The organism is Pseudomonas sp. LJDD11, from assembly GCF_024584215.1.
Taxonomy (GTDB): domain Bacteria; phylum Pseudomonadota; class Gammaproteobacteria; order Pseudomonadales; family Pseudomonadaceae; genus Aquipseudomonas.
The window spans coordinates 323,719-349,640 of record NZ_JANJFL010000002.1 but is presented as its reverse complement, the minus strand read 5'-3'; the positions used below and the strand labels follow the sequence as shown (position 1 = coordinate 349,640).

Here is a 25,922-nt window from a genome sequence, read left to right as displayed (position 1 = left end):
GCTCAGATATCAGAGAGCAGAAGCAAGCTGAAGCCTCGCGCGCCATCCCACCCGCTCCGCCTCGCTCATCAGCTCAAACGCCAGATCCTCGACTTTCATGCCGCCTGCGCACCGTGCGTAGGCTGGCCCGCTGCCCAGGTGCAGGAAGGTGTGGATTGCCCCGGCTCTCCGGTCACCGACGTTGATCGCCAGAATCATCTCGTAATAGAGCGCGTCACAGACGACCCGTGGCAGCTTGTTCTCGCAGAACAGGAAGTCGTGAATGACCCCGCAGGCCCTGTCCTCGATGCCGGCCAGCAGCGGTTTGACGATCCAGGGCGTTGAGGCCAGGTCAGTGATGAAGTACTTCGGCGCCGTGTAGATCTCGCCATCCGCCGACTGGTACCGGAAGTCCTGCATCAGCACCCACTCGCCTCTGGCGTAGGCCTGGAGCACCAGAGGATCGAGAAAGCGGCCGGTCATGGCGCACCGCCGCAAGTGACCTCAATGCGATCGGGCGCAATTGAGGCATTGACCAGAATACGGTTTGCCAGGCGCGCCGGCTCCGGAGCCGCGCAATAGGCACCGGCCGCGTAGCTCAGGGCCTGGACTGCGCAGCCCTGAAGCAGCCCGGCGATGCAGATCAGCAGGGCCACGCGCTTCATGCCAGTTCCTCCATTGCTTGGGCATAGAACCCGTCCCACGTGTGCCGATGCGGCTTGCCGGGTCGCCAAGTGCGGATGTATAGCGCCCATGCAGCCTGAACCTCGCCCACGGCAGGCAGCGGCGCAGGATCTGTCCATAGCAGCAGTCGAGCGAATGCAGCGGCCAGCACGTCGTCACGCTCCATTGCGGCATGCACGTCAGCAGCAACCGGGGCAACGTCGCAGGCCTCGCAGACCGAGCGCGCCAGGGCCTTGGTGCTCGGGAACTCCAGCACGCCACGGACACCACCGCCACGCTCGAACTGCCACAGGCCTCGGGCCGGGCCGTTGCCGATCTGGCGCCGATGTTCAAAGCGGCTTTCCTGCAGGCCGATGGTCAGCAGCATCTGCTCAGCTCGTCGGCCGGACATTTTCGCAGGCAGCAGAGCGAGCGCCGGGGCAATGGCCGAGGCGCGGATTTGTTTCAGCATGGTCACTTTCCTTTGGGCGAAAAAAAGCCCGCGCTTGGCGGGCTATTCAGAAAATTCTTATACCGTCATGGTGGACAGCTAAGCTGGCGAATATGCCGTGCTACTGGAAATCAATCCCTAAAGTCATCTTCATCATCTTCAAACTGATCTTCATCATCTACACCGTAACCACCATCAAACATTCTACGTGGCGTGTCGTCATGAGGATGGTCATAGGTTTTAGCTACATCGTCGTAGGGCAGTCGGTACTCAAGGCAGAGCTGGCCCGCCTCAAAAGCTGCCTGGTTGGTCCCTACCGTGATCGAGCGCTTGTAGGTGTATCCATCGAAATACCCGCGCACATAACGTGAATCCTTTTGTGAGGCCGCAAAGCCATTCATAGGCACGTCTGCTTCAACCCCATCTTTTTTGCCTTGGTCGTAAGCTGCTGACATTACTATCTCCGTGCGAGCGCCGTATTGGGCAGCGAATACTAACCTATGCCATCACTCCCCTCTACAGCCAAAGGCCAGCCAAAATACGACCTTTCAGGCCCGTCGCGCACAGACATCCTAGCCGGCCGGCAGCTCAAGCGCCGGCAGCGACTCAAGGAACTCATCAAGCTCCGGCTGCACCTGATCACCGGCCAGCACTGCGTTGAGCACCGAGTGCGCGTAGTCCCAGACAAGGCTGCGCCAACGCCTGAACGCTTGACCATCTGCCTGGAAGCGCGGCACTGCTGGTTCCTCAGCGTAAGAGATGGCGGTGGCCAGGCTGTCGTAGCCGCGCTCCCGCGCAGCCGCATCGAGCTTTGACTGAACAGCGTGCTCGAATGCCGCGGTTACTTGCGCAGGATCCGGCTGCAGCTCAGGCAAGACCGGCACTGGATAACTGGATAGCTTGCTCCACTCTTGGCCGTTCCACTGCGCAAATTCCCCTTTCTTCAACTCTGGGGGTGCTACGGTCGTGCCTGCCGGAACCGGGCCGTAGATGTCCTCGACCTTGAAAGCAGTCGTGAATACCCGGTTGCCGTCGTACTGGTAGATGTAGATATCGTCCATGGGTACTCCTTACGCCTCAAGGGCGCGAATGTAGCAGTTGAGACCCACCGGGGCCGGAATATACGGCAGCGCGAACTGACTGGCGGTGTCGTATGCGTATGATGGAACGGATTTAACGACAATGGGATTGTTGACCGCGGTAACTGCTCCAAACACCCAACCGTCCAGAGCGGCGACACGGCCCATGTTGGCTATGTTGGTTACCGGCTGTATAGTGTAAGCATTACCGCCGTTTCCTGTGACGCTTAGTATTGCTGGATCAGCGGGCACTGAATAGATTGAAGTGTTTGTGGCAAAAAAGAAAAATCCATCAGAGTATGCGGAAGTAGCGAAGCCTGCATTGACAGCTACCGGTGATGGCGAAAGATAAAAGTTTATTGCGTTATCCGAAGATCTTTTGAAACTTCCAGAAGCGGCATTTCCCCCGACAAGCCAATTCCCTTTTTTGTCGGTACTTACAAATGTGAATGATCCTCCACTGGAGGCATTCGGACCTACGTTTTTGAATGTTAATGCGCTGTCTCGTGAGACCTGGGACAGACTCCCACCAACCAAAACCCATATACCTTGGTCATCGGTGTCTGCATCGGCCCATAGCGCTGATTGCAATGCATCAACTTGGGTCCATGCACCATTGTTAAAATTTCCAGAGTTGGTTGACCTGTAGACGTATCGGCTAACAGCGGTAGGCAAAGCAAGCCATACGCCGTTTTTGTCGCAAACTATCTTACTGAATGCTCCGCCAAGAACAGTCCCGCTAGCTGCGCGAATAATGCCAGGGTAACCCTCAAGTCCCAATTCGTAATATGACGGCGCATTCCCTGTTGCGCCAGAAAGCGTAATGATCCATTTCTTGTTCTTTAGATCAAAGTTCAATGATAGCGCGGTCAGGCTGCCAATCTCGTTTAAAAGCAAATTCACGTTTGCCCAAGTAGCGCCGCCGTCCTTACTGATGCTTAAAGCGCCGTTAGCGAAAGCATGCAAAATGTACGGCTTTCCGCCCGGCGTAGGATTTGGCGCAACAGCGATGCCGATACATGATCCAGTTGTGATCGAGGTTGCTTGAGTCGCAAAATCTCCGGTCTTGCCGCCAAGGCTTCCCAACTTCGCAGCCAACAGCGGGAATGGGGCCTTCAAGCGAATTGTGCCGTCGCAAGGAAGGTACAGAGAGCCTGGATCATTGGCGCTCATCACAACGTCGCCAATTCGGTCAGGGAAGCCCCATACCGGCTGACCGTTGCCCCACATCACAGCTTGTCCACGGGCGGCCAGAGCAGTGTTGGGCAGGCCCCAAGTCCAAGCGACACCGGTAGCGGTACCGTTCACGCCCAGCACTTTGTAAGCATTGCCTGCCAGCGACGGGGCGCCGACCGCAGACTGCGCGGCAGTAGCGTACGCCTGTGAGCTATCCGCATGCTGCTTTGACAGGTCGGCCTGAGCTTTTGCCAGTGTGACTTGCTGGGCGGCCAGATTGACCTGTGCAGCACCGGCCGCCGATGCATCCGAGACCGCTTGCTGGGCAGCCAGCTTGGCTGTGTTCGCCGCTGCAGCGGAGTTGGCGGCGGCTGTTGCAGAGCTAGCTGCGGCGTTCTTGTAGCCTTCAGCTGTGGTCACAGCCTCATTGATAGCCGCCAGCCGAACATTAATGTTGACGACCATCGGCGGCAATGCCGCGATAAACGGATCTGATTTGGCGTTGAACGCAGCAGGACCTTCAGACCGGGATGGTGCATCGGGAAGCAGTGGAATTGGTGTAATAGCCATCAGGTCAGGCCCTCGATTTCAAGCTGGCAGTCGGAAAGAATCGGCCCGGAGTAAATCAGGCTGAGCGATGTGTAAAACCCATAAAGAATTGTGGCTTCGTAGCTTTCCTCGCCGACCCAGACCACGGGCCGAGCCCGGATTTCGGTCAGCATTCGCCGCACCTTCGCCACCCGATCGGTATCGACAACGACGGGGAATTTTGCGGTATCGGAAAACTCGCCCTCAGTCACGGACCAGCCGCCCCAGCGATCTCGCTCCTTCACGCTGTAGTCGTCAATGCCAACACCGGTGCCATAGAGCGCGATACCGATCTCGGCAACCTTGCCGATCACCAGTGCGCCCACTGCGGCCGTGCCGCTGCTGGTCACTGTGATGGTGATGCTGGCCGTACCGTAGGAAGGCAGATCGAGTACCACCACACTGCTGCGGTACTCAATGCCTTCGAAGAACCAGTCGTACCAGTTATCGACACTGCCATCGATCAGGGAAAAGCTGCGCGTGGCTACTACCCCCTCCAGCGGATCGGTCATCACCACGGTCACCGTCTCGCCCTGGGCATTGAGCAGTGCAAGGGAGTTGATGACCGCCCCCGGCTGGATTGTGACCGAGACAGAGCCGGGGTTGGTGGTTTGAGTGCCGACAATCCTGTCGAACATCTTCCAGCGGTTCGTGGCACCCAGATCGAGCCACTTGGCCGGATTTTCCTTCGTGACAGTCTCTGCACCTGGCTTGACGCCGGCCGGCACGGCCGCCAGCGCCTCCCAGTTGTTGTGGTCGAGCATCACTTTGGCACCGAGCGCGTACGTGGCCGTTGCCGACCACACAGGGTTATCGTTCTCGGGGACATTGCTGACCAGGCCCGCAGGTGTTACATCAATCGGCCTGATGAACCTCATGCCTCCTCCTTAACCGGTTTCGTGGGCAAGCCCACGCGGTCCCATTTCTTCATGAGCTTGCTGTTTTCGTCGGAATTGACTTTCATCGGGCCAACGATCTGCTTCACGACATCGATCAGCATGTCGACCTTCCGCTCCAGAGCCGCGGTGTTGCCGCCCTGCTCCGTCCCGCGCTGCGGCTGGCTGTAGATCTGCGCAGGCCTGGTGATCTGCAGCACTGGACCGGTTTCACCGACGTTGATCCCGCCGCCAGTTGCAAAGCCCGGCAGGCGCCCGTCGTTCATCTGATCGAGCAGCCCGGTACCGAACATCCGCACGGCATCGGCGCTCATCACGTACTCGCCGTTCGAGAGGCGAGCCAGAATCGAGTCGCTGGTACCTGTGCCGGGCCCTGCGATCAACCCGCCGGTGGCGTAGCCGCGAATCGACCCGTTCGCAATTGCTGCGTTACGGACAGCCTCCTGGAGCTGCGCAGGAGTCATCGCGCCGGTGGTGAGCTGGGTTGCCCAGTACGAAGCACCGTCGTTCATCGCGATCCCGGCAGCCTTGTAAGCAGCTTCAATCGCCGCCGCGTTCGTGATCGCGCCTGTGATGTTGCCTGCGTTGAGCGAGCCGCCTGTCATCTGATCAACCCAATACTGCTTGCCCCCGGCATCAGCAGGGCGACCGAGCTTGTCCTGATAGATCGAATCAACGAGCGTGCCGGCGTTCTGCGCAGTGATCTTGCCGCTGATCGTGCCAATGGCGGCAACCACGGCCGCGTTCATTTCCTTGATCGCGTCCGCTACGGTCTTGACGCTGGTATCGACGCCGTTGAGCGCATCCATCTGCGCTTGAGCGAACTCCAGTTGCTTGTCCAGACCTACAAGCTGATCTTCCAAGGCCTTGATGGTCTTTTCCGAGGCCGAAAGCTGCTTGCCGTTCAGACCGTTGAGCTCAGCGATCAGATTGGCATTGCGCCCCTGCTCCCGATTGAAGTCCTCCAGCGAGCTGTACAGCGACGTGTCGTTGTCGCTGATGACCGACAGGGCATCCTCAAGACCCTCAAACTTGCTCAGCGACCCGCCGGCCTTCGCAATTGCCAGGGCTGATACGACAGTGGCTTTCGCTTGATCACGCAACATCCGCACTGCGTCGTCGCCGTCGCCGCGCAGGGCTTTGAGCGCATTGCTCAGCGCAGTGCTGATCGACGTGAGGCCTGAAGCGCTTTCGCGCGCAGTGGTGATCATGTCGTTGATCGAGGTTTTCTGAGCGTTGATCGAGCGCTGCACTGCTGCGAAAGCGGCATTCGCGTTGCCCACTAACTGCCCCTGAAGCGCCTGGTAAGCAGTGTCGGCACTGGTGGCCAAGGCCATTAACGCATCAGCAGTAGCTTTACCTGTTACCTGCCCCTTCTTCGCTGCCTCAACCATCGAGACGAACGCATCGCGTGTAGCCGGTAGCTCGACGCCCAGCGCCGTGAATGCCGCGCGGGTCGCAGCGATCTGGTCCAGCGACTTCTGGCTATCAGTGGTGAACAGGTCGTAGTAGTTCGACGCACCCTCTTCAAGCGTTGAGAAATAGGCATCCGCAGATGTCGCAAGGCCCATCATCGTTGCGAACATGGATTGCCCAGCTATCGTAGTGACGTCAATGTCCTCAACGATTTTCCGGTACGCCTCTCGTGTATCAGGGAACTCCATGTTGAAGCCGAGGAACGTGCCGCGCAGAGTTTTCTCGAGATCCTGGAACCGCTCGCCCTCGCTGAAAAACGCCTGGTAGTAGCCGTTCACCAGCTCGTTCAGCGCATTAACTTTTTCCTTCGCTGAAGCGGTGTCCACGTCAAGATCGGAAAACTTCGCGACCATATTCAGAATCGCATCCGACGCCTGCAGACCGACGTCGCCGATCTCAAGTACGCCAACCCGGATCTGCTTCAGCGCAGAGTTCACGCCATTGAACCGGGTGAAAACCCCTTCGATAGCAGCAATCACATCATCAGCAGAGGACTCCCAATCACGCGCGAAGCCCATGAACTGGTTCTTGAAGTAGGCAGGGATACCATCAGAATTGACGATCGCCTGAGCCAGGAGCGAACCCATCACGTATTCATAGTTCTGCTTGATGCCTTCGACCACATCACCACCGGCGTGCTGCTGAATACCGGTGATTGTCTGGCCGTTGTTCAGGGTGGCCAGAAACGCGCTTGAATAGTCACCCGACGTCTTGCGCTGCCGCATGGTGTTATCGAGCGAGATACTGGCGTCTGAATCGCCAAATACCGAATACAGCATGCCCATGGTCGAGGTGAACTTCTGCACTGTCGCACCAAGCTCAGCGTTTACCGCGTCGCCGAACTTGGGCTGTTTCTCTTTCCAGCCCTCAACCCAGCCGTTATCTGTGAACTTGCCGCCCTGCCAGGTGCCGGATGCCGAACCAGACAACTCCGGAAATTTTTCACCCGAGCCGAACGCAAACGAGCTCGCGATACTGCCGACTACGGCGCCAATTGCCGCACCAATGGCGGTGCCGATTACAGGCACAATCGAGCCAATGTATGCGCCGGCGGCCGTGAAGCCAGCGGTCACAGCTGCACCCTCCACCCCGTAGTTCTCATACGCGGTAAAGATGCTATACGCGATACCAATCACACTAAGCGCAGTACTCAGTCCTTGAAGAGTATTGGTCAGCGCAGCGTTCGATGCGTTTAGCGCTGTATCGACTGCACCGGCGCTGATCTCCATTTGTACGCCGAACTGAGTGGCATACTCGGCAGCGGCTGCGTTGAGCCCGGCGGTTGTGCTTTCAACAGTGAACTGTGCAGCAGATTGTGCAGCGGCGGCGGCCGTCTCTGACCCGACTGTGAAAGCGCTGGTCACTGCCTCGGAGACGTAATCGGCACCGGACCTGAACGCGCCGGTGAGGCCGTCTTGAGCGAAGCCCGTGCGCAGCTCAGTGACGAACCCGCTCTTTGCGAGATCGACAGCAGTCTTTGCGGTGCTCAGGAAGCCCATTACACCGCTGCCGCTTCCTGACGTGCTGTTAGGGCTACCGAGGATCTTCTCCCAGGTACTGCCCAGACCTTTACCGTTGTCGGTGCCCGTCAGCCAGTTTGCGAACGAGTTCAGCAGCGGCTTGGTGGTAAGCATATGGACGATTTCGCCCAGCGTCTGCTTGAAGCCTTTCTTGAGGTTGTCCCATAGCGATTCCGCGCCGTCGCCAATGTTCGCCCAGGCATCGGCAAATACGCCGTCGATGCGGTCCACAGCAGCTTCGGTCATCTGGCCCCAGATAGTGGCCTTGCTCTTGTTTACTTCGTACTCGGCCCCGAGCTTTACCAATGCCGCTTCATAAAGCGCAGCGTTTTCAGGATAAAGCTTCATAGCAGCGTTCAAAGCGTCCTGCTCGGCAGTGTACTCCCGCAGAGCCTTCGCTTCTGGATACAATCGATCAATGATGCTGCCAGCATCATCAGCTTGCTGAACGATCTTCAAAGCCTCCTGCTGAGCCTTGTTGGCCTTCAGGAGCTGCTCGTACTCTCTGCTGCCGTACTCGATGTTTTTACCGGCCAAGGCGACGGTCATCGACTTTTGCAGGTTATAGGCTTCCAGAGCATCGGCGCCGGCCAGTTGCGCCTTAGCCAGAGCAACCAGGTCAGTAGTTTCCTGCTGCAGCTCATAAGCTGCACGAGTGACGTTGAGCCGATCTTGAGCATCTGCCTGAGCATTGACTGCTTTCTCGACCGCAACGCGGGCATCAGTTCCAGTTTTAAGCAGAGCCTCTTCGACTTTCTGCTGCAGGGTGAACTCGCGGGATTTGTCAGTACCTGCCGCATAGGCAGCCGCGATTCCGTCCACCGCTTTGACTTCACGATCGGACGCCGCTTGCAGATCAGCCAGAGCCTTGCTCCGGGCCTGAGTCTCGGAGGCTGCTTTTTTGTTGGCCGAAGCGGCTGCGTTCGTGGCATCCGTCGCCGCTTTATCAGCCTCTTTTTGCTTGTCGATCGCCTTCGCGTGCTCAAGTACCTTTTTACCCAACTCGCTCTCGGCAGAGATTTTCTGCTCAGTCAACCAGGTGCCAGCCTGCTCTACAGCAGTCTTGTCCTTGAGCTTGGTTAGCTGCTTGTCCAGGTCTTCGGTATATTTCTCGACCGCCTTGGCAGCAAGCTTGTCGGCCTCAGCCTTACCGTCCGCTGGCTTTTTGCTCGCCTCGACCTCTTCGCGGTACGCAGCGACCTTGGCGGCCGCTTGACCACTGGCAACCTGCAGGTTGGCAAACACACCCGCCGATTCTTTCAGCGTGCGCATTTTTTCTTCAGGGATGTGGAAGCGCCGACCAAGGTCCTCAAGTGCGCCTGACAAACCCTCACCCTTAGCGCGAGCAGCCTCGAACTCACTCGCTACGCGGGTGCCAATACCTGAGCCCAAGACTTCACGGGAGGTTTTCAGGAAGTCACCAAACGCCCGATCAGCCTCTCCAATCACCTGTTCCTGCTGACGCATGGCGGTGACCAAAGTAGCCTCTTTCTGGTCCCTGTTCAGCGCTTGAAACTCTTTGCGCAGCTCAGAGATTGGCCGCTTCAACGCCTCCAGATCTGCCCCAGCAGTTTTGGCATTGCCGCCCATCGTGAGAAACGCGATACCGACGCCCACCGCCAGAGCTGCCAAACCGGCCGGGCCTCCGAGCAGTGCCAACAGCCCGCCCTGACTGGCTGCCAGTCCCGCCTGCGCAGCGGCAAGCTGAGTCGTAGCAGCGCGCTCTGCCACTCGGGCTTGAGCGAGCTGGATCGACATCTGGGTCTGCACCGCGGTGCCACGTGCCGCGATCGCTTCGCGCTCTGCGCGCACGACTGCGGACTGCGCCGCGATTTGGTTAGCCAGTGCCACCTCGGCAGCACTGGCCGCTGCCGCAATGTTCGCAGCCCGACTCTGGTAGGTAGCGGCAGTACTGGCTGCCAGGCCGGATATATAGCCGACGAAGGCAGCTGCGACCTTGCCCCCCATCACAGCTACGAGAATGTTCAGGTTTTCAACAAGAAATCCCACGGCCCCGCCGATGATGTCCATCGCACCGTTCTTCGACATTTCAGTCAGACGGCTTGTGACATCCTCAATCGCAGGCAACAGGCCGATGACCATCTGGCGAGAGGCACCATCGAGAGAACCCTGCAGATCCTTGATCGCAAGATTCGCTTTGACCAAGCGATCGACCTCGAAGGCATTCAGCACCTTCCCGGCCTTCTCGGCGTGTTCACCAATTTCTTTGAAGCCCTGACCATTGTTTTTCAACAACGGAATAAGCGCAGTCGCTTCATCAGCCATGGCCTCCATGTAGGTGGTCATCTGCTGCTGATTCAGCCCTGCCTTCTCCAGACTTGTGTAGTACAACTGCAAGGCTTCAGGACCGGACAGCGACGCGAAGTGTGCGATGGTGACGCCTGTAGCCTTTGACAAGGAGTCGAGTTGGTCAGTAGTGACGCTGACATGGGGAGCAATCTCCTTGAAGAAGTCTTGCATCTCCCCACCGCCGCGCTGCATGAACTCGCCGACCCGGTCGTTAACGTCCTTGAAAATATCAGCGAGCTTGTCCTGCTCAACACCAACTGTCGCGGCGCCGGCCGCCATTTTCTGGAAGTCGCTGACGGTCGTGTTCGACAGCGCAGAAAGATTCTTGATCTCTTGGGCATAGGCCGTGGCCTGAGTAGTGATAGCCACCAGTCCCGCAACCGCTGCACCAGCCGCGATACCCATACCTGTGAAGGCACTACTGACCGCTTTCTGCAGCACCCCCGCATTCTCACCGGTTTCATCGAACGCGTGGTCGACCCGCTCTAGGCTATCCTCAATGCTGTCAGCCGCATCTGCGACACTGGCCTCACCTCGGGCTACTTCCTGCCGCAATTGTGCCGTTGTTGCCTCAATGCGTACCAACAGCCCTTGTACGTCTGCGTCTGCCATATCCCCCCTCCAGACAGCAAAGAGCCCGCATAAGCGGGCTCGGCATCAACTCCAGGGCAATGCCCTAACTTTTCTTGCGGACACCCCGCAGCCGTTCCTTCAGGCGATCAGCGACTGACAGTTTCGGCTTATCAGCCGCCGACTTAGACGCAAAGGGGTTGGAGTCCTTGAGGAATTTCACTCGGGCCTCCCAGGCCATCAGGATCTCAACGATAGGCGCATCCCACGCCTCAGACGGCGGCCAGGCCAGCGAACCGGTAGCCAGACAGAACAGCTCATCAACAATGCTGCTGTTCGGCTCGCGCCTTACTCGTTTCCCTCAGCAGCTGCCGCAGCGGCATCCGCTTCCAGCTCCGCATCAGTTTTGCCTGCAGGATTGAGAAATGCCGTAAGGTAGGGCGGCACTTGGCTGCCGACCTTATTCAAGCCGGCATCGAAAACAGCCTCTTCCAGCGCATCCAAGGCTTTCTTGTTGCCAGGGCCAATGCCGGAGCCGACGCCAATGATGAAAGCAACATCAGTCAGGTTGGCCCTGCCTACCGAATTCAAAGCTGGCAGGATTCCGCCGAAGCGACCCTCGATCGCCTTGAGCGCCTTCAAACTGGGTTTAAGCACGTGTTCTTCATCGCCGATCTGAATAACGACGGTACCGTGGTTTGTGCGAGACATGGTATTGCTCCTGGGAAAGTGAAGATTCAGTGCGGTGGCGCTGCGCGAACACAGCGCCAGTCAACCGATTAGGTTGGGAGAATTTCGAGGATGTCGGAGTTGATCGCGATGGTGACGTTGCGGCGCACCACGTTGTCTGCACCACCTGGTGCAACGGTGTTGTTCATCACCTTGCCGCGCATGTAGAAGGTGGTCGGAGCCACCGCCGGCGTTGCATTAGGGTCCCCGTCATTGAGGGTGATTTTGATGTTGTAATCGCCCTTCGAACGATCTTTGTGCGCGACTTTCACTGCCGCCTGGCCTGCATCGCTGTTGTCCAGGCCAATCGCCAAGGTAATGTCACCCGCATCAGCGGTACCCTTGTACTTACGCACCCGGCCGTCAGCCAATGCAGTAAAGTTCACAGCGCTAAAGGTATCGCCGAACTCACCCAAGTCTTCAATTTCGCCAACAGACGCGTAGACATCGGCTTTGTATTCGGCCTCGGTTTCAGCACCGGTCTTGGTGCCGAGGTAGAACATACAGCCAGCGGCTGTGTTGAGATTATCGTCGGCCATAAGGGATCCTCCAAAGGCACATTGGATTGAATAAAACGCCGCACTGCGGCTAATGGGTTAATGGGTGGTCAGGACACGAACCGTCACTGAGCCCGAGTAGGTCTTGCCGTCAGCATCCCGCTGGGCATCGGCCCGCTCGACGCTCATGGCAACGACCCGGCCCGCAGACAGCGGCAGGCGCCGCCGATCCAGGGCTGCAAAGATTTCACCGTTGATCCGCTTGACCTCGGCTTGGCCGACATGGCTCGACCAGACGCTGAGATAGATAAAGCGGATTTCGCGCTTACGACCCGCCAACGGGCGAGCGTTGGTGACGATCTCGCGGTCGATGGACACGTACGGCTTGGGCGTGTCCAGCGGAGCACCGTCATAGACAGGGCACGAAACCTCAGCCGTGAGGCGCTCGAACAGCGCCGACTGCAAAGCAAAGCCAGGATCTGACATCAACTATCCTCCTTGACTGGCCCGCTTGAGCGTCTTGTTGATTGCGCGAGCGAGATTAGCCCGAACGAACTCCCTGTTCACATCCAGTGCAGGCCGCAACCACGGATGTGCAGGCCGGGCCGGAATGTCCGGGTACTTGCCGAAGAAATTGGTTCCATCCGACTTGTTCTTCGTCTCCCGCGCTCGCAAGGTGTTGCGCTTGCCCCCCATCTTCGATTTGTCACGGTTGTTGGTATGCTCACCACCGACAGCGTTGCTATCAGCCCGCCGGTACATCGAACCGCTGTACCCCTTTGTTCCGTACTCGATGAACCGTAGGTAGAAGAATCGCCGGTTATCGCGTTTGCCACGCAAACCAACCTGAGCATCCAGCCCGCTTTTTGAGACAAACACGGCCAGTGCTGCCGCAGCTGCTCCCGTATCCTTGGGAATCAGCTCGCGCATGGTCGCCAGCACCTTTTCCGCCGATGCAACCATTTCCGGTTTGATCTCGTTGTCCATCGTCTTATGAATGTTGCGTAGCAACTTTCGCAGTCTGAAGTCACCGGCGAGCCGGGAGCGGCGCTTGGCCACAGCTTACTGCTCCGGTTTTTCCAGCGCCGGCGCTTTATCACGCTGGGCCGAGCTGGCCTTTCCGGTTTTCTCCACCAGATTGCGATCGATCAGCTTCTGGCCCAAGGTGTCCTCAACCTCGAACTCGTCACCGGGCTCACGATCACCCGTCGCACCTGAAATGCGCGCCTTCGCCTTAACTTGCATAGGTACTACCTCGCTCAGGGATTGGCCACGGTCGAACAGAGCAACCGCAGCAGGGAGTTGGTGTTATCAGGCAGAGCCGCCTGAATTTCGTACGTGACACCAGAACGGACAAGGCGCCGGCCCGCGCACGCTTCCGGCGTGGGCCGAATCAGCAGCTCGGCGGTGACCTGCGCCTCAATCCGCTCGGCAACAGCCGCCAGCCTGCCGGAAGGCAGGGTCATATGCGCCCAGACATCGCGGACCTTGACCCAGGTAACGTCTGAGCCGCCTGCGCCGTCCGGCGTCCGCTCTTCCTTCTTCAGCTCGAAGCGGTGTCGTGCAGGACCAGCGCGCATATCAGAACCTCGGCGGTACAGTGATCTCGGCGAGAAGGGTATCGAGCATTGAGCCCGGCAACTCAGCCAGCGATACGCCACTGACCAGGGTTTCCCTGAACTCATGCGCCGTTGCGGACTGCATGAGCAACCAGGTGCGCACTGCCGGGCAGCGCTCCAGGTCAGTGCCAGCGGTGTAGCGAATCAGCAACTCACCGGGTGGCCGTTCCTCCGTGAAAATCAGGAAGCTTTCCTGGCGATCGACACGCAGAAAGTACGCCACGTCCAGCAGCTCAACCGATCCATCCTTGGCCAGCCGGCTGATCGACAACACTTCGCGGGCCTGGCCGATATCCAGCGCATGGCCAGAGCGATAAGACTCGGGCCAATGATCCTCATATTCAGCGACACGAATACCGGCACCGGTTTTGGCCTCGGCCTGGGCGGTGACGCCCGGAATGATGATCCCGCTGATCAGCTCTTCCTGCACATCTTCTGGCTCCAGGCGGCACTGATAGGCCACCTCGGCAACGGTGAGCACAGGCTCACCAATGTACGCGATACGGCGGCCCATGGTCAGGGCTTCTCGTCGTCAGGGTCTGCCGGCGGGCCTTCATCGCCAGTACCGCCGCCACCGCCCTCATTGTCGCCACCTTCACCGCCAGGCTCACTGGTGGTGCTGGTGGTGCCGGTACCGCCCGATTCATCCTGACCGGTGGTTTCCGGCGCCGCAGCGGGCTTGGTAGGCTCGGCTTTCTTGGCCGCCCCTTTACCACCCGGTTTACGACTGTTTGCCAAAGGTACCGACACGACGGCAGTCTCACCGGCATATGCAGTGGCTACACCCCCACCGATCAGCGAGCTGGCCGTATCAGCAACAAAGCCAGCGACTTCGCCTGCCGAATAGCCGCGCCACGCCTTGGTGAACGTCACGATCACTTTCTCGATCATGTCCTCTACTCCACATCAGATTGATTGTTCAGCCCCGCCAGGCGGAAGGGCCAGCCGCATTACATGCCAGCACCCCAGGTGATACCGGTACCGACAGAAACGGACTCGACGTGGCGTGGGCCGAAGTCGTGCTTGCTGATAACGCGAATCAGCGTCTGATCGCGCTGGAAAGCGCTGACGGTGTTACCGTTGCCGTCCTTGTAGGACGCCTCGGTGCTGATCGCGACGGCCAGGTTCTGGTCCTCGCCGATGTAGCAGTCTGCAAAGTTGACGAAGTAGATCTCGGACTCATTGCCGCCCGCGCCCAGGTTGACCGGGATCTGCGTGGTCAGCGCGAACTTGTAGCCTTTGAGCAGGCCCATATCGATCTCGGGGTACGCTTTGTTGCCATTGCCGTCACGCAGCGATTGCAGCCAGCGAATGGTGCGCGGCGCCATCAACCAGCCACACGCGGCCAGGTCGACGTTCGCGGCTTCCAGGCGCAGCATCATGCCGCCCAGGTACAGATCGACGATCTCCAGCGTCACGCCACCCGGTGCAGGCAGCACGTTGCCCGCTGGCGCCCAGTAACGCAGGCCCTTCGGCAGCACCGCGCTGCCCGCACTGCGAATGAAGTGCAGGTCTTCAGACAGACCCATGCTGGTGGCCAGATCACTGCTCACCTGCGCATCGATACGCGGGTTGACCCCCGCCCAGGCCAGCAGATCATTGGAGATCGGTACGATCGCCGCCGCCTTCTTGGACGACAGCTTCAGGTCACCGAACTCCATTTCAGTGAGCGGGATATCTTCTTCGGTACCGACGTAAGCGACTTGGGTGTTGCCGATCACACGCGGCATGGTGAGGTTGCCATTGTTTAGCGGCAGACTGACCGCGCCCATCGAACGCACCACGGACTTGGGCCGCAACGACTCGATCACGCTGGTACTGAAGTTCTCCGGCACCAGCACACCGCCCGCACCCGGTGTGACGGTCGACAGCGCCATATGCACGTCAGCACCGTAGCCACCGGTCTTTGCCAGCTCAGCAGCTTGGGTCTGGTTACCACCCGCCTGCACCAGCAAGCGCACCATTTGCGCCATGGCAACGCCGGGCTGGGTCGCTTGGTTGAAGGGCCCACTGATCGAACCAGGTGGGCTGGCAATACCCTGCGCGCCTTCGTTGACCGGCACAGCACTCTGTGCCGCCAGACGCTCGGCAGACTCGGCACGGGCCAGCTTTTCAGTGACCGTCTTGAACTCAACCTCCAACTGGGCGAACTGGCTCAACTGCTCGGCACTCAGCTCAGTACCGCCAGCCTCCAGCTTGGCCAGCGCCTGGATCTTTTCATTGATAGCGGCGCGTTCGCTGCGCAACTGGGTTACAAGGGACATAGTGCCTCCTGGGCATAAAAAAACCCGCCGAAGCGGGTGGTTTGAACTGCCGCGAACGCGGTCAGAGTGCTGCTTGAATGTTGATGGCCGAGGCGCGCACGCCGATCCGGCCGGACTGCCGCTGTGCTCGGGCCTGCATAACCGAGCGTGCCACGTCATCGATTGCGGCCTGGGGGCTGAGCAGCCGATCAGCCAAGCCGACATCAATACCCGCCTGGCCGCGGTAGAGGCCGGCCTCAGTGGCTCGCACCGCCTGCACGCTAAGCCCGCGATAATCGGCCACAGCGCCGACGAACAGCTCGTAGCTTTCCTGAACGATGTCGTTCAAGACCTTCAACGACTGATCCGTCAGCGGCTCATTGGGGCTGAGGTCGTTTTTGTGCGCTCCGGCGTAGACCGTGGTCACCTTCACGCCCTGGGCCTCAGCCTGCTTCGAACGGTCCATGTGGCTGGCAATGACACCGACAGAGCCGACACCGCTGGTCTGACTGACCACCAGCTCGCTACACGCAGAACCGATCAGGTAGCCGCCGCTGTAGGCCATGAAGTTGACGATGCCGGTGATGGGCTTGATTTGCGCCATGGCCCGGATATCAGCCGCCAGCTCAAACGCACCGACAGCCGCCCCCCCGGGCGAATCGATGTCCAGCACGATGCGTTCGACAAGGGGCTCAGCAATCGCCTGCTGGAGCTGCTGCCGCAGCCCCTCATAGCTGGTCATCGTTTCGCAGGCGTTGATGTGGCTGCCACGACTGACCAGCAGCCCGTGAACGCCGATCACCTGAACGCCCGTGGCGGCCAGTTGGGCACGGCGCTGCTCTTCCTGCTGCTCCGCAATGGACTGCCGGTCATCATCATCGTCATACCAGAGGCTAGCGCCACTGCCTGGGGCCAGGTTGATGATGTTGAGGTTCATGGCCTGATTGGCCCAGCGAACGCCCAAGTCGAGCATGTCCGGGGAAACCAGCAATGGCTGGTTGAACAACAGGCCCGAGGCCCGCAAGTAATTCTTCATTGTGCGAGCATCCTTTCGATCTCGCGCTGCTGCAGCTCAAGCTGCGCACGCACGGCTGGGTTGTTCGGATCAGGCGCCTTGTTGCCAGCGCCCACCATGTTCAGGGGCTGCAAGTACACGTCACCGCCTTCGACAGGCGGCATGTTCTCCAGGCGCCGGATGTCGTTGACCGACAGCCAGCCCCATTGCCGTCCGATCGCATAAGCGTCGTACCGCGACTTCTGGTCGCCACGCATCAGCCCGCCGACGTTGAACTCGATGAAGTACTCGCGCCGATCTGCCGGGAGCAGGAAGTCGCGCATCATGGCCTGCTCATGCCGCTTGACCCACGGCAGCAGACCGAACACCACGAACTGAATCAGCAGCTGCTCGATCGTGTTGTAGTTGGCCTTGTCCAAGTCGTTGACCATGGGGAGCGGGATCTTGTAAATCCGCGCACAGTCAACACCGGAGAGCTTCAGCATGCTGATGATTTCGGCGTCGACGTTGGTCATCGACACGGGCCGGAAGGTCATGCCCTCCTGCAACATGGCGACCTTCTTCGCATTGTCCAGGCCAGCGAACTTGTTGCCCCACTGATCCAGCACCCGATCAATCGCGCCTTGGTCCCGGATCGCGCCAACCTCGCGTGGCCGCTCGATCACGCCGGATACGGTCGCGCCGTTGGCAAACGACTTGCCCGAGTACTGCCGCACCGCCTGGGCCAGGCCCACCGCTTCAGCGTGCAGCATGATCGGCGACATGCCTTCGTAGCCGTTGAGCGAATGCCAGCGGACATGGTGGATGTTCCGCATCGCGAAGCGGTCCTGCAGGCTTCCAACCTGGTAGTACGGCATCAGGTCGCTGCCCTTCAGCACGATGACCTTGTCGTTATCCAGCGGCCAGAGCGCCTGCACGTTACCGTCTGACCGTCGCTCGATCAGGCTGTAGCAGTTGCCGCGCAGCCCCAACGCCAGCTGGCCACCCTCCCGAAATTCATAAGGCGTCTGCCGAGGGTTGGGCTGCCAGCGCAGCACGTCGTACAGGGGGTGGTTGATCGCCGCATCACGCTGGCCATTGCCCGAACGGCGATACAGTTCCAGCGGTAGCTGGGCCACGCTTTCGGCCAGCAGGGTCACACAGTTCTGCACGATCGGCACCGCCAGGGCCGACTCCGGCGTGACCTGCACACCCGAACTGTTGCGGCCCGATCCGATCAGACCACGCCAAAAACTGCCCACCGGGCTGGAGACGACACCCGAACCACGCTGTTTGCTAAGGAACATGGTCACCCCCTGCCTGCGCGTTTATGGGGCCGTGCCGGGCTTGCGGCTGTGCAGCCGCCCGATCAGCGAGCCACGACCAGAACATCAGCAACAGGCCCGCGACGATCAGCCCCGCAGGCACGCTTACAAGCATCACACCGGACACCAACAGGCCGAAGCCCAGCAGGCCGACCAGCCAGGCCAGCACCTCCAGCTTTCTCATATACCCACCCCATCGTCGTAGATAGATTTACCCCCAGTGACCAACCCGGTACCACTCAGGCCGGTTGCCATCAGGGACGCGACAATGCCGTCGATGCGGCCTGTAGCTTTGGCCTTGTCGGCCTTGCGGTTGCCAGCCGGGTCGCTGACGATCACAGCGTTGCTTGCGCACCATGTGAGCACCGGGTTGTCGTCGTGACGCAGCGTCTCGACGTCGAGCTGCTCGACGACCTCGCTCACGATCTCGAAATCATCTGGCCCCAGGTCTGTAACCCCGTTACGCTCAGCAGGAGAAGGAAGGCCCAGCAATCGGCGCTCGAACTCGTCCACTGCCGGCCCCATCTCCTTGAAGCCCTGCCCAAAGGGCACCATTTCCGGCAGCGATATGTCGTGCTCGACCATCAGTTGCAACAGGTCTTCAATCCGCCAACGGTCGTATGCGATCTTGATCACGTCGAAGAACGCGCAGATCGTCTGCAAGCGCCTCAACACATGCAGCTTGCTGATGGCCCGGCCTGGTGTCGTTTCGAGGTCTTTGTTCTTGACCCACAGGGCGTACGGGACCTTGTCCCGCTTTTCGCGCTCCCCCAAGTCGTGATCCGGGATCCAGAAGTAGGAAAGCAATCGCCAGTGCGGGTCGTGCACTGTCGGATAGAACAGCAGAACGAATGCCGTCAGGTCGGTGGTACTGGCCAGGTCGAGGCCAGCCACACAAGGTCGGTCACGCAGCATGCGCATCGGCACCCGTTCGGCAGCCTGGCTCCAGACCTCCCAACTGATCCACGGCGATTCCGCCTGGGTCCACTCGCAGAAGTTGAGCCGGCGCACCACCGACTCTTGCGCCGGGAGGCCTCGGGCTGCACGCACTTGTTCGCGCAAGTAGTTGCGCCCCGGAATGCCGTCGCTCAGCCCTTCCGGGATATGGTCCAGCGACGGGTTAACCTTGGGCCAGCACGCCTCATCCTTGAAGGGGTCGTCACCTTCGTCAAGCGAGCAGATGAACGCGAAGAAGCTGTCGTCCTCTTCCTGGCCAGCGCAGATGCGTACGCCAAGGTCGTGGTATTGGCCGCAGACCGTCTTCTTGTCCGAGCCGCTGTTAGTGATCATCACCACCAGGGCCTTGCGGCGGTTCTTCGTACCAGCCCGCATCATGTTCACTACGGTCGGGGTCTTGTGCTCATGGATCTCATCGAGCAGCCCGACGTGGGGCCGGGGGCCTGACTGGCCTTCATCCGCGCTGATCGGGCGGAAGAAACTGTTGGTGTTCGGGTAGAATAGGTTCCAGACCTTCTCATCACGGCCCGACTGAACGACCCTGGCCACCAGTGCCGGAGACATGTTGACCATGGACACAGCATCGCGGAACAGGATCATGGCCTGATCACGCTTTGTCGCGGCAGCGTAGACTTCGGCGCGCTGCTCGCCATCGGACACCAGCCCATAAAGACCGATGCCGGCCACCAGCGGTGACTTGCCCGATCCTTTGCCGGTCTCAATGTACGCAAGGCGAAACCGGCGACGACCATCGATCGTCTTCCAGCCAAACAGGCTACCAACGACAAACGCTTGCCAGGGCGCAAGCAGAAACGGCATGCCTTCGTAGTCGCCACCGTTGAGACACAGCACTTCCTCAAAGAAACCGAGCGCCCGGTCACATGCCTCTTGATCCCAGACCAGTCCACGCTTGTGGCCGTCTCCCCGGTCATTGAGGTGTCGCCGACAAGCGTTGCGAACATCTGGACCAGCGACCAGAGCGCCGCCCATCACTGCATTGGCAAAACCGGTCACCCGGTCGTTAATTGAAGTATCGGTCGGCTGCGTCTCGTTGCTCATTGGGGAATAGCTCGCCTTGCGGCTGCATAGCCGTCTTCATGTTGCGACGGGCCATCGGCGAGAACCCGAAGGCCGCGCCCGCAGAATTCGCCCGCTTCTCAGCGTCGTTAGCCAGTTGCCGGAGGACGTGCATCTGCTGCGCGCCGGTTTTGAATGTCTGAACATCGCCCGCAAGCTCATCATCTGATTCGCGATTGCGCTTGGCGATCAGCCGTTGGTACTTGAGCCAGTCGCCGTAGGCCTGGCAGTACGTGGCCAGCGCCAGTAAGTCGAGCCGCGACACAAGCCCCAGCGCGATCAAATCGGGAATCACCCGCTCCCATTCGGCAGCAGCATCGTCGCTCAGAATGTCAGGCATCGGCGGCGCGTCGACGGGCACCGTTGGCTGCTTGACTTCAGCAATCAGCTCGTCGAAGTTCTTCTTGCTACGATTGCCCTGTAAGATGTGCAGCGCGGCGGGCTTGCCGGAACGACCGGAATTAGAATTTCCTGCCATTTGAACCCCCTGTTCCTCATACCCCCCCACCCTCATTTTTCCCGCATTTTGCGGAAAGAGATCGGGAGGCGGTCTAGTACGGGATGAGAAAAAAGTTTTTCACCCCCCCTGCCCCGCTGACAGCTCTCGCCGACCGGTCGGGCTACCGGTTCCAATGGTGGCGAGGGTCAGCGGGACGACCCGAATCATCACACCCGACCATCCGCCCGGACTTCTCCAGGCGCTGCTTTGTCGAGTCGTGGCACAACTTGCACAGCGGCTGCCAGTTGTTCGTGTCCCAGAACAGTTTCCATGCAGCCTTGATGCGCTCGGGATCGCCGCTTTGCTTCGCGGCCAGCACCCGAGGCGCCTTGATGTGGTCAACGAGCGATGCTGCAACTGGACGGCGATCCGTCGAGCACATAGCGCACAGCGGGTTGGCCCGCAGGAATGCATCACGCGACTTCTGCCAGCGGTGGCCGTAGCCGCGTTGCGCGCTGGTCGAGCGCTGGTTACTGGACATGGTCGCCGCCCACTGGCGGGACTGGCGGAACACCCAGGCGTTTAGCCGCCCAGCGTTCGTACAACGCAAGCGCGACATCCGCACCCGCCAACGAAGTCAGGCAACCGATACCGCCAGCGGTCATCATCGACACACCCGCCGCGTACAGCAGCATCATGGTGCCGACACCGCAGACCACGCACGCACCGGAGCGCAAAGCCAACCGGCGCACCAGCGCCCAGCCCCGCGCACCGTCCTTGTCTGCCCGCCACATCTCACCCGATACGCCGCCGACCAGGGCGAGAACGATCACCATCCAAATTGGCATCTCAGCCAACGCCTGTTCGTCAGTCATACGGACCTCATGGAATGCTGGAAAAAGAAAACCCCACCGAATGGCAGGGTTTGAATGCCGAGGTGACCAGACCAAGGCGGGAGGAGTACCGTGAGTCAACCAGCGATCCCAATCGGATTTCGCAGATAGTGGCGACTTTGTACCCCCGTTCGGAAAAACCGAAAAGCATCATTTAACGGTTGGATCGAGTTGTGCATCAGTTGTGCATCAGTTGTGCCCGAGTTGTGCATTTAGCCCCGACGAACGGTCAGCGGCTCCGGGGGATTGATCGGAAGCCAGCGCGGTTATCGACGCCATGCGCCTGCCCGATCCCGCGAGTCGAACCGCTTCGAAGGGTCAGGATCAGTAGCACCTGCTGATGCAATGCAGTGATCCAGTTGCGGTAGGTTCGGTCAGCACCTTCCGCGATCCCAACCTCACGCATCTGTTCCCGGACCGGCACCTGGTGCAGGTATCGAAACCGCGCAAGCTTGGCCAGTTGTGGTCCTCTGGTCGTTTCAGGTCGACGCTCAAGTTCTGCGACCGCCGCTTCAACTTCGCTCGCAATGTGGTCCAGCCCCATGCCTCCCGCCAAGATCCGCGAACCCGGTGTTCCGCTGGGTGCCAGCCCTTTCCACTCCATGATTGATCCCATTTGGCTGCCGACGCCAGAAGCCAGGCCGAGCCGGGCGCGCTGCTCTCCCCAATGCTGCATCAGCCCCTCGATCTCAACATTCATGACCCGAACTCCCCAGCAAATCCAAACCCAACACACAGACAGCCCAACCCAACACACTCCCTACACACCTAAAACCTAATAAATTCAATGAATTAATCAATGCTGTGCAGGGTGTGTAGGGTGTGCAGGCTTTTTGGGGTTCGCATGAAGATTTTTTTTCAGATTGATTTGCCGAATCAGTTTCGTGCGCATGCGCGCGCGTGCGCGACAACCCTACACACCCAACACAGACCCCGGCAGGCCGCGAAAACAGCGGAGTTTCTTTGTGTAGACCAGTCAACACAAACCCTACACAACCATACACACCCAACACACTTTCAGACGTAATCATGCGGCCACCGCCTTGACGTGATCCCAGTTGTCGACGTTCCAGCCCGCCAGCTTCGCAGCAGCTCGCCAAGCGGCCACGCATTGACCTAGATCGGCCGCCCTCATTGATGGGGGCAGGGAAGCCTTTTCGTCATCGGGAAAAAAGAAGACACCGTGTCGCCGAGTGTTGCCATCCGTCCACGGGACACCTCTATCAGTCTTCGGCACGTCAGCACTGATGAACTCGGAAAACCGGGTTTGAGTTACTGATCCCTCTTTGCCTCTGCTGCACCACTCCAGGAACAATGCGTATAGGTCGCTGGATAAGCATGCACCCCACATGTTCTGGCCGATCTCATCGGTGCGCCAAAGGTGCAGGAACGTTTGCCAGGCATAGCGACTCAGCGCCACCAGTCGTTGACGCGCAGCGGTCTTGGGTGGCCGGGTCCGCTGATCGAAGTCGCCCAGATCGACCTTCAACAGCCAGCCATACAGGGCGGCAACGCCATTACCATCAAGCTCACGCCCGATAGCCTTCTGTCTCTCAACCGAAAGTGTTTCAAGGGGCCACACCACCAGCTGCCGCCGGTCACTGTCGGTGATAGGCCACGGAAGGATCTCGTTCGACAAGAACACCGCGTTCATAAAGTTCGACTCTTCCCAGCCGTTGACGAACTTCGACTCCATACGCACGGTCTTGCCGGTGATCAGATGCTTGATCTTGCCCACCTGGTTGTAACGCTGGTCCCGTGAAACGACCTCTTCAAAGACCGCCCACAACTTGCGGCTCTGCCAGACGTTGAAGTTACCCTCAAGCTGGGCCTGACCAACCGTCGCAGCGTATTGCCCATACAGGCGGCCCATGATGTCAGCGAACAGAAGGCTTTTACCCGAGCCTTCCATCGTTGAGTGCATCAGCACTGCTGTATCCATCTTCGATCCAACGTGCTGCAAGGGGTAAGCAAGCCAACGCAGCAACCACTGCCAGGGCTCTTCCTCATGGTTACAGAGGGACTTGATCAGCCACAGGATGTTTTCACAGGCTGCCGGGTCGTCGATCGGCTCAAGGGGCAATCCCTCAAACGTGTTGATGTAGACCGCCGGATCCTTTGTCAAAGTCGGATCGAAGACGATGTGATCGACGTCCACCACGCGCCGATCCGGGCTGTTCAGCCACATTTGATAGAAGTCACCCAGTGCCATCTTTAGTGCACCTTCAGGGATACGCCGCTTCTTCTCCCGATCCCAGACGTCCTTGGTACCGTCGATATAGACATAGCGATCCGTGGGGGACATACCCAGCGCACCTGCCTTCTTGCCAGCATTTTTGCGCGCGCGCTCCAGTTCCTTGACCTGGTCATCACCGATCAGTTTGCGGTTCGGATCGTCCAGCCACGCCTTGGCAGTGGGCTTGCTGATCAGCGCTTCGAATGCCGTCTTCTTCATGCGGATCGACTTGTCGACGTCCCACACCGACGTGGTGCCTTCGATCAACGCGAACCGCCGCACAACCTGATCCAGCGGGAACGCCTCCCCCTGCCCCCCGTCGACAGGCGGCGAGCCTTCGCCGGCCGGGCTCGGCTCGCCGTTGTCGGTTGGGGTCGGGGGAAGCTCACCCAGCAGCGGTGGGTTTGGGCTGGATACCGAAGTGCTGTGCGAGATTCCCAGCATCCTCGCAGCCTCTTTCACCGCACGCGCCTGATCGCCACCATGCTCAAGGATGCAGTACACCTCGAAGGCATCATTCTTGTGCCCGTTAGCAAGCGGATCCGCCGCATGGTGCGAGTAGACCCGCCCTTCATCAGCATCTACCGTGATTCCTGGTAGCCCGGTGCTGCTGCCCGGAAACAGCCACTTGCTGCCCTTGCGCGTGTAACCGTGCGCGCGCAGCAGCTCGGTGACGTCATGGCTGCGGTTGAACTCATCAATGACGGAAGGCTTACCCTCACTCGCCTTGACCGGACGGCGCTTCTTAGCAGGAGGCTCTTTCTGTTTGGGCGCCCAAGGACACGCGGCTTCAGCATCGCGCTTGAAGATGTCCCAGTTTGCCCAGATCTTTTGCAGATCGACATTCAGAACCTGCAAACCATCAGCACCAGGTGCAGTTCGCCAGAAGTAGGGTTTGCCTGTACCAGGGTGGACTGAGGGAGGAAGTACGTCCTGCGTTAAACCGGCGCGCAACTCAAACACCGTTATACGGGCGTATTGCTGAGCCTCGGTACGGTATAGCTTCTCCCGAGCAGCATCACCTGCCACGCCAGCCTCACGCGCCTTGCGGAGCAGGTCTTTATGCTTCGAACCGTCAGGATCATTTTCATTCGGCCACGCTAAAGCATGGTGACTAAGCTCCAGACCATCAGGCACCGAGAACATGATGCGAAACCGCTCGGGGTTGCCGACAACTGTCGGGTGAACGAGAGCCAACGCATCAAGGTCCAGACCTAGCAGATCAAACAGGACCTGACGGGTCCACTGGATATCATCGACATCAAGCGAGCAGACACGACTAGGGGCATGAACAACCCCCATGTTGAATGCCGGGTTTTCATGCCAAAAGGTCTCGGCGGTCACCGGATCGGTGATGTATCCGCCTGGTTGATTCCAGCCCTGACCCTTTGGCCCCTTCTCCCCAGGCGGGATCGGGACCAAGGCCATGCCGAGTGTTTCAATGTAGTAGCGGGCAAAGGAAGAGATTGGAGCGGCCGCGTCGATCATCCACGTCGCTCCCGGAGCGATTGGCAATCGATGCAGGTGACGCAGCCCGGCACCGCAATGCGCCGAGCAGTAGGAATATCCGACCCGCAATCGTCGCAAAACTCGGCAGCAGCAGAGAATGAAGGGGCAGGAATACGCTGAATCGCCAAGCGCAGCATGTGCTCAGCGTGGTCATTCGCGAGATCGACTTCGTCAGCCATTGTCTGCGGCCTCCATCGCTGCCTTCGCCCCAGCAATGATGCCAAGCACCTCACGGATGACGTCGTTGCCCGCCTTTTCCAGAGCAGCGACCTCATGCGGTTCCCATACATTGTCAGCAGCACCGGCGTGCATCGTGCCAACGAAGTGCCCGGCCCGCGCAAGCATTTCACCTACAGCCTTGAGCGCCTCTTGAGTCGCTGGCACCGGAACTGGGCGATACCAGACAGCACCTGCGGGCCTAACAAGCGCGTCGAGCAGCCTAGGATCCGCCGTCTCACGAATGATCTCTTCAAGTTCATCAGGCGTGGGCCAGCGGCGTTCCTCACTCGGATGGAGTTTCTTCTGGATGGCATCCGTGTCCATCCCCAGCGTGAAGGCCAAAGCGGTAAGCCCGCCTTTGTAGTCGCGCCCAGCGCGGTAAAGCGCTTGCCGCAGGGGAAGAACCGGCCCTGCGTCCGGCAACAGGTCTGTACGACTCATACCGTTAATTCCTGGTTAACGGTGTAGCAAAGGAGC

28 protein-coding genes are annotated in these 25,922 nt (G+C 59.5%); all 28 read right to left on the bottom strand.

All coding sequences use genetic code 11. The features are described from left to right. Positions 1–9: 9 nt before the first annotated feature. Positions 10–462 carry a DUF1353 domain-containing protein gene (locus NRB16_RS04180; RefSeq protein WP_257105546.1) on the bottom strand — a complete coding sequence of 151 codons (453 nt, stop codon included), beginning with the start codon at positions 460–462 and terminating at the stop codon, positions 10–12. Further along, positions 459–644, bottom strand: a complete 186-nt coding sequence (locus tag NRB16_RS04175; protein ID WP_257105545.1) for a hypothetical protein — start codon at positions 642–644, stop codon at positions 459–461. Before NRB16_RS04175 ends, NRB16_RS04180 begins: the two co-directional genes overlap by 4 nt. Next, the gene (locus NRB16_RS04170; RefSeq protein WP_257105544.1) at positions 641–1,114 is read right to left on the bottom strand and encodes a hypothetical protein; all 474 of its coding nucleotides are present in this window, start codon (positions 1,112–1,114) and stop codon (positions 641–643) included. The genes NRB16_RS04175 and NRB16_RS04170 overlap by 4 nt, the downstream gene beginning before the upstream one ends. A 110-nt stretch (positions 1,115–1,224) precedes the next feature. Then, on the bottom strand, positions 1,225–1,548 hold the full coding sequence (locus NRB16_RS04165; protein ID WP_257105543.1) for a DUF2623 family protein: 324 nt from the start codon (positions 1,546–1,548) through the stop codon (positions 1,225–1,227). A 117-nt stretch (positions 1,549–1,665) separates the two neighbouring features. After that, a complete protein-coding gene (locus NRB16_RS04160; RefSeq protein WP_257105542.1) occupies positions 1,666–2,154 on the bottom strand; it encodes a hypothetical protein in 489 nt (162 codons plus the stop codon). Positions 2,155–2,163: 9 nt separating this feature from the next. Then, positions 2,164–3,918 carry a hypothetical protein gene (locus NRB16_RS04155; protein ID WP_257105541.1) on the bottom strand — a complete coding sequence of 585 codons (1,755 nt, stop codon included), beginning with the start codon at positions 3,916–3,918 and terminating at the stop codon, positions 2,164–2,166. Beyond that, complete coding sequence (locus NRB16_RS04150) at positions 3,918–4,814, bottom strand: hypothetical protein (RefSeq protein ID WP_257105540.1); 897 nt, start codon at positions 4,812–4,814, stop codon at positions 3,918–3,920. The genes NRB16_RS04155 and NRB16_RS04150 overlap by 1 nt, the downstream gene beginning before the upstream one ends. After that, positions 4,811–10,750 (bottom strand): hypothetical protein, encoded by a 5,940-nt coding sequence (locus NRB16_RS04145; RefSeq protein ID WP_257105539.1) that lies wholly within the window; start codon positions 10,748–10,750, stop codon positions 4,811–4,813. Before NRB16_RS04145 ends, NRB16_RS04150 begins: the two co-directional genes overlap by 4 nt. A gap of 306 nt (positions 10,751–11,056) precedes the next feature. Further along, positions 11,057–11,419, bottom strand: coding sequence for a GTA-gp10 family protein (locus NRB16_RS04140; protein WP_257105538.1), 363 nt, complete (start codon positions 11,417–11,419; stop codon positions 11,057–11,059). Positions 11,420–11,487: 68 nt separating this feature from the next. Next, positions 11,488–11,976 (bottom strand): hypothetical protein, encoded by a 489-nt coding sequence (locus NRB16_RS04135; RefSeq protein WP_257105537.1) that lies wholly within the window; start codon positions 11,974–11,976, stop codon positions 11,488–11,490. Between the two features lie 57 nt (positions 11,977–12,033). Beyond that, a complete protein-coding gene (locus tag NRB16_RS04130; protein ID WP_257105536.1) occupies positions 12,034–12,420 on the bottom strand; it encodes a DUF3168 domain-containing protein in 387 nt (128 codons plus the stop codon). Between the two features lie 3 nt (positions 12,421–12,423). Further along, positions 12,424–12,993 (bottom strand): HK97-gp10 family putative phage morphogenesis protein, encoded by a 570-nt coding sequence (locus tag NRB16_RS04125; RefSeq protein WP_257105535.1) that lies wholly within the window; start codon positions 12,991–12,993, stop codon positions 12,424–12,426. 3 nt (positions 12,994–12,996) lie between these two features. Continuing rightward, positions 12,997–13,179 carry a hypothetical protein gene (locus NRB16_RS04120; protein ID WP_257105534.1) on the bottom strand — a complete coding sequence of 61 codons (183 nt, stop codon included), beginning with the start codon at positions 13,177–13,179 and terminating at the stop codon, positions 12,997–12,999. 14 nt (positions 13,180–13,193) lie between these two features. After that, positions 13,194–13,514: a phage head closure protein gene (locus NRB16_RS04115; protein WP_257105533.1), complete on the bottom strand. Its 321-nt coding sequence runs from the start codon at positions 13,512–13,514 to the stop codon at positions 13,194–13,196. 1 nt (position 13,515) lies between these two features. Next, positions 13,516–14,067: a hypothetical protein gene (locus tag NRB16_RS04110; protein ID WP_257105532.1), complete on the bottom strand. Its 552-nt coding sequence runs from the start codon at positions 14,065–14,067 to the stop codon at positions 13,516–13,518. A 2-nt stretch (positions 14,068–14,069) separates the two neighbouring features. Continuing rightward, positions 14,070–14,444, bottom strand: coding sequence for a hypothetical protein (locus tag NRB16_RS04105; protein ID WP_257105531.1), 375 nt, complete (start codon positions 14,442–14,444; stop codon positions 14,070–14,072). 59 nt (positions 14,445–14,503) lie between these two features. Further along, on the bottom strand, positions 14,504–15,817 hold the full coding sequence (locus tag NRB16_RS04100; protein ID WP_257105530.1) for a phage major capsid protein: 1,314 nt from the start codon (positions 15,815–15,817) through the stop codon (positions 14,504–14,506). Between the two features lie 61 nt (positions 15,818–15,878). After that, positions 15,879–16,832, bottom strand: coding sequence for a S49 family peptidase (locus NRB16_RS04095; RefSeq protein WP_257105529.1), 954 nt, complete (start codon positions 16,830–16,832; stop codon positions 15,879–15,881). Then, on the bottom strand, positions 16,829–18,097 hold the full coding sequence (locus tag NRB16_RS04090) for a phage portal protein (RefSeq protein ID WP_257105528.1): 1,269 nt from the start codon (positions 18,095–18,097) through the stop codon (positions 16,829–16,831). The genes NRB16_RS04095 and NRB16_RS04090 overlap by 4 nt, the downstream gene beginning before the upstream one ends. Then, positions 18,087–18,299, bottom strand: coding sequence for a hypothetical protein (locus NRB16_RS04085; RefSeq protein WP_257105527.1), 213 nt, complete (start codon positions 18,297–18,299; stop codon positions 18,087–18,089). Before NRB16_RS04085 ends, NRB16_RS04090 begins: the two co-directional genes overlap by 11 nt. Further along, the gene (locus NRB16_RS04080) at positions 18,296–20,131 is read right to left on the bottom strand and encodes a terminase large subunit (protein WP_257105526.1); all 1,836 of its coding nucleotides are present in this window, start codon (positions 20,129–20,131) and stop codon (positions 18,296–18,298) included. The genes NRB16_RS04085 and NRB16_RS04080 overlap by 4 nt, the downstream gene beginning before the upstream one ends. Then, positions 20,094–20,627 carry a phage terminase small subunit P27 family gene (locus tag NRB16_RS04075; protein ID WP_257105525.1) on the bottom strand — a complete coding sequence of 178 codons (534 nt, stop codon included), beginning with the start codon at positions 20,625–20,627 and terminating at the stop codon, positions 20,094–20,096. The genes NRB16_RS04080 and NRB16_RS04075 overlap by 38 nt, the downstream gene beginning before the upstream one ends. Before the next feature lie 142 nt (positions 20,628–20,769). Next, positions 20,770–21,129 (bottom strand): HNH endonuclease, encoded by a 360-nt coding sequence (locus tag NRB16_RS04070; protein WP_257105524.1) that lies wholly within the window; start codon positions 21,127–21,129, stop codon positions 20,770–20,772. Then, the gene (locus tag NRB16_RS04065) at positions 21,119–21,463 is read right to left on the bottom strand and encodes a phage holin family protein (protein WP_257105523.1); all 345 of its coding nucleotides are present in this window, start codon (positions 21,461–21,463) and stop codon (positions 21,119–21,121) included. Before NRB16_RS04065 ends, NRB16_RS04070 begins: the two co-directional genes overlap by 11 nt. Before the next feature lie 247 nt (positions 21,464–21,710). Beyond that, positions 21,711–22,181 (bottom strand): hypothetical protein, encoded by a 471-nt coding sequence (locus tag NRB16_RS04060; RefSeq protein WP_257105522.1) that lies wholly within the window; start codon positions 22,179–22,181, stop codon positions 21,711–21,713. A 327-nt stretch (positions 22,182–22,508) separates the two neighbouring features. After that, complete coding sequence (locus NRB16_RS04055; protein ID WP_257105521.1) at positions 22,509–25,205, bottom strand: bifunctional DNA primase/polymerase; 2,697 nt, start codon at positions 25,203–25,205, stop codon at positions 22,509–22,511. Further along, entirely contained in the window at positions 25,202–25,405 is a 204-nt protein-coding gene (locus tag NRB16_RS04050) for a TraR/DksA C4-type zinc finger protein (protein ID WP_257105520.1), read from the bottom strand. The genes NRB16_RS04055 and NRB16_RS04050 overlap by 4 nt, the downstream gene beginning before the upstream one ends. Further along, the gene (locus NRB16_RS04045; protein ID WP_257105519.1) at positions 25,398–25,886 is read right to left on the bottom strand and encodes a phage regulatory CII family protein; all 489 of its coding nucleotides are present in this window, start codon (positions 25,884–25,886) and stop codon (positions 25,398–25,400) included. Before NRB16_RS04045 ends, NRB16_RS04050 begins: the two co-directional genes overlap by 8 nt. Between the last annotated feature and the right edge of the window lie 36 nt (positions 25,887–25,922).

Excerpts from the sequence above, each read along its gene's own strand:
- NRB16_RS04180 (WP_257105546.1), bottom strand. The coding sequence starts at position 462 with ATGACCGGCCGCTTTCTCGATCCTCTGGTGCTCCAGGCCTACGCCAGA.
- NRB16_RS04175 (WP_257105545.1), bottom strand. The coding sequence starts at position 644 with ATGAAGCGCGTGGCCCTGCTGATCTGCATCGCCGGGCTGCTTCAGGGC.
- NRB16_RS04170 (WP_257105544.1), bottom strand. The coding sequence starts at position 1,114 with ATGCTGAAACAAATCCGCGCCTCGGCCATTGCCCCGGCGCTCGCTCTG.
- NRB16_RS04165 (WP_257105543.1), bottom strand. The coding sequence starts at position 1,548 with ATGTCAGCAGCTTACGACCAAGGCAAAAAAGATGGGGTTGAAGCAGAC.
- NRB16_RS04160 (WP_257105542.1), bottom strand. The coding sequence starts at position 2,154 with ATGGACGATATCTACATCTACCAGTACGACGGCAACCGGGTATTCACG.
- NRB16_RS04155 (WP_257105541.1), bottom strand. The coding sequence starts at position 3,918 with ATGGCTATTACACCAATTCCACTGCTTCCCGATGCACCATCCCGGTCT.
- NRB16_RS04150 (WP_257105540.1), bottom strand. The coding sequence starts at position 4,814 with ATGAGGTTCATCAGGCCGATTGATGTAACACCTGCGGGCCTGGTCAGC.
- NRB16_RS04145 (WP_257105539.1), bottom strand. The coding sequence starts at position 10,750 with ATGGCAGACGCAGACGTACAAGGGCTGTTGGTACGCATTGAGGCAACA.
- NRB16_RS04140 (WP_257105538.1), bottom strand. The coding sequence starts at position 11,419 with ATGTCTCGCACAAACCACGGTACCGTCGTTATTCAGATCGGCGATGAA.
- NRB16_RS04135 (WP_257105537.1), bottom strand. The coding sequence starts at position 11,976 with ATGGCCGACGATAATCTCAACACAGCCGCTGGCTGTATGTTCTACCTC.
- NRB16_RS04130 (WP_257105536.1), bottom strand. The coding sequence starts at position 12,420 with ATGTCAGATCCTGGCTTTGCTTTGCAGTCGGCGCTGTTCGAGCGCCTC.
- NRB16_RS04120 (WP_257105534.1), bottom strand. The coding sequence starts at position 13,179 with ATGCAAGTTAAGGCGAAGGCGCGCATTTCAGGTGCGACGGGTGATCGT.
- NRB16_RS04115 (WP_257105533.1), bottom strand. The coding sequence starts at position 13,514 with ATGCGCGCTGGTCCTGCACGACACCGCTTCGAGCTGAAGAAGGAAGAG.
- NRB16_RS04110 (WP_257105532.1), bottom strand. The coding sequence starts at position 14,067 with ATGGGCCGCCGTATCGCGTACATTGGTGAGCCTGTGCTCACCGTTGCC.
- NRB16_RS04105 (WP_257105531.1), bottom strand. The coding sequence starts at position 14,444 with ATGATCGAGAAAGTGATCGTGACGTTCACCAAGGCGTGGCGCGGCTAT.
- NRB16_RS04100 (WP_257105530.1), bottom strand. The coding sequence starts at position 15,817 with ATGTCCCTTGTAACCCAGTTGCGCAGCGAACGCGCCGCTATCAATGAA.
- NRB16_RS04095 (WP_257105529.1), bottom strand. The coding sequence starts at position 16,832 with ATGAAGAATTACTTGCGGGCCTCGGGCCTGTTGTTCAACCAGCCATTG.
- NRB16_RS04090 (WP_257105528.1), bottom strand. The coding sequence starts at position 18,097 with ATGTTCCTTAGCAAACAGCGTGGTTCGGGTGTCGTCTCCAGCCCGGTG.
- NRB16_RS04085 (WP_257105527.1), bottom strand. The coding sequence starts at position 18,299 with ATGAGAAAGCTGGAGGTGCTGGCCTGGCTGGTCGGCCTGCTGGGCTTC.
- NRB16_RS04080 (WP_257105526.1), bottom strand. The coding sequence starts at position 20,131 with ATGAGCAACGAGACGCAGCCGACCGATACTTCAATTAACGACCGGGTG.
- NRB16_RS04075 (WP_257105525.1), bottom strand. The coding sequence starts at position 20,627 with ATGGCAGGAAATTCTAATTCCGGTCGTTCCGGCAAGCCCGCCGCGCTG.
- NRB16_RS04070 (WP_257105524.1), bottom strand. The coding sequence starts at position 21,129 with ATGTCCAGTAACCAGCGCTCGACCAGCGCGCAACGCGGCTACGGCCAC.
- NRB16_RS04065 (WP_257105523.1), bottom strand. The coding sequence starts at position 21,463 with ATGACTGACGAACAGGCGTTGGCTGAGATGCCAATTTGGATGGTGATC.
- NRB16_RS04060 (WP_257105522.1), bottom strand. The coding sequence starts at position 22,181 with ATGAATGTTGAGATCGAGGGGCTGATGCAGCATTGGGGAGAGCAGCGC.
- NRB16_RS04055 (WP_257105521.1), bottom strand. The coding sequence starts at position 25,205 with ATGATCGACGCGGCCGCTCCAATCTCTTCCTTTGCCCGCTACTACATT.
- NRB16_RS04050 (WP_257105520.1), bottom strand. The coding sequence starts at position 25,405 with ATGGCTGACGAAGTCGATCTCGCGAATGACCACGCTGAGCACATGCTG.
- NRB16_RS04045 (WP_257105519.1), bottom strand. The coding sequence starts at position 25,886 with ATGAGTCGTACAGACCTGTTGCCGGACGCAGGGCCGGTTCTTCCCCTG.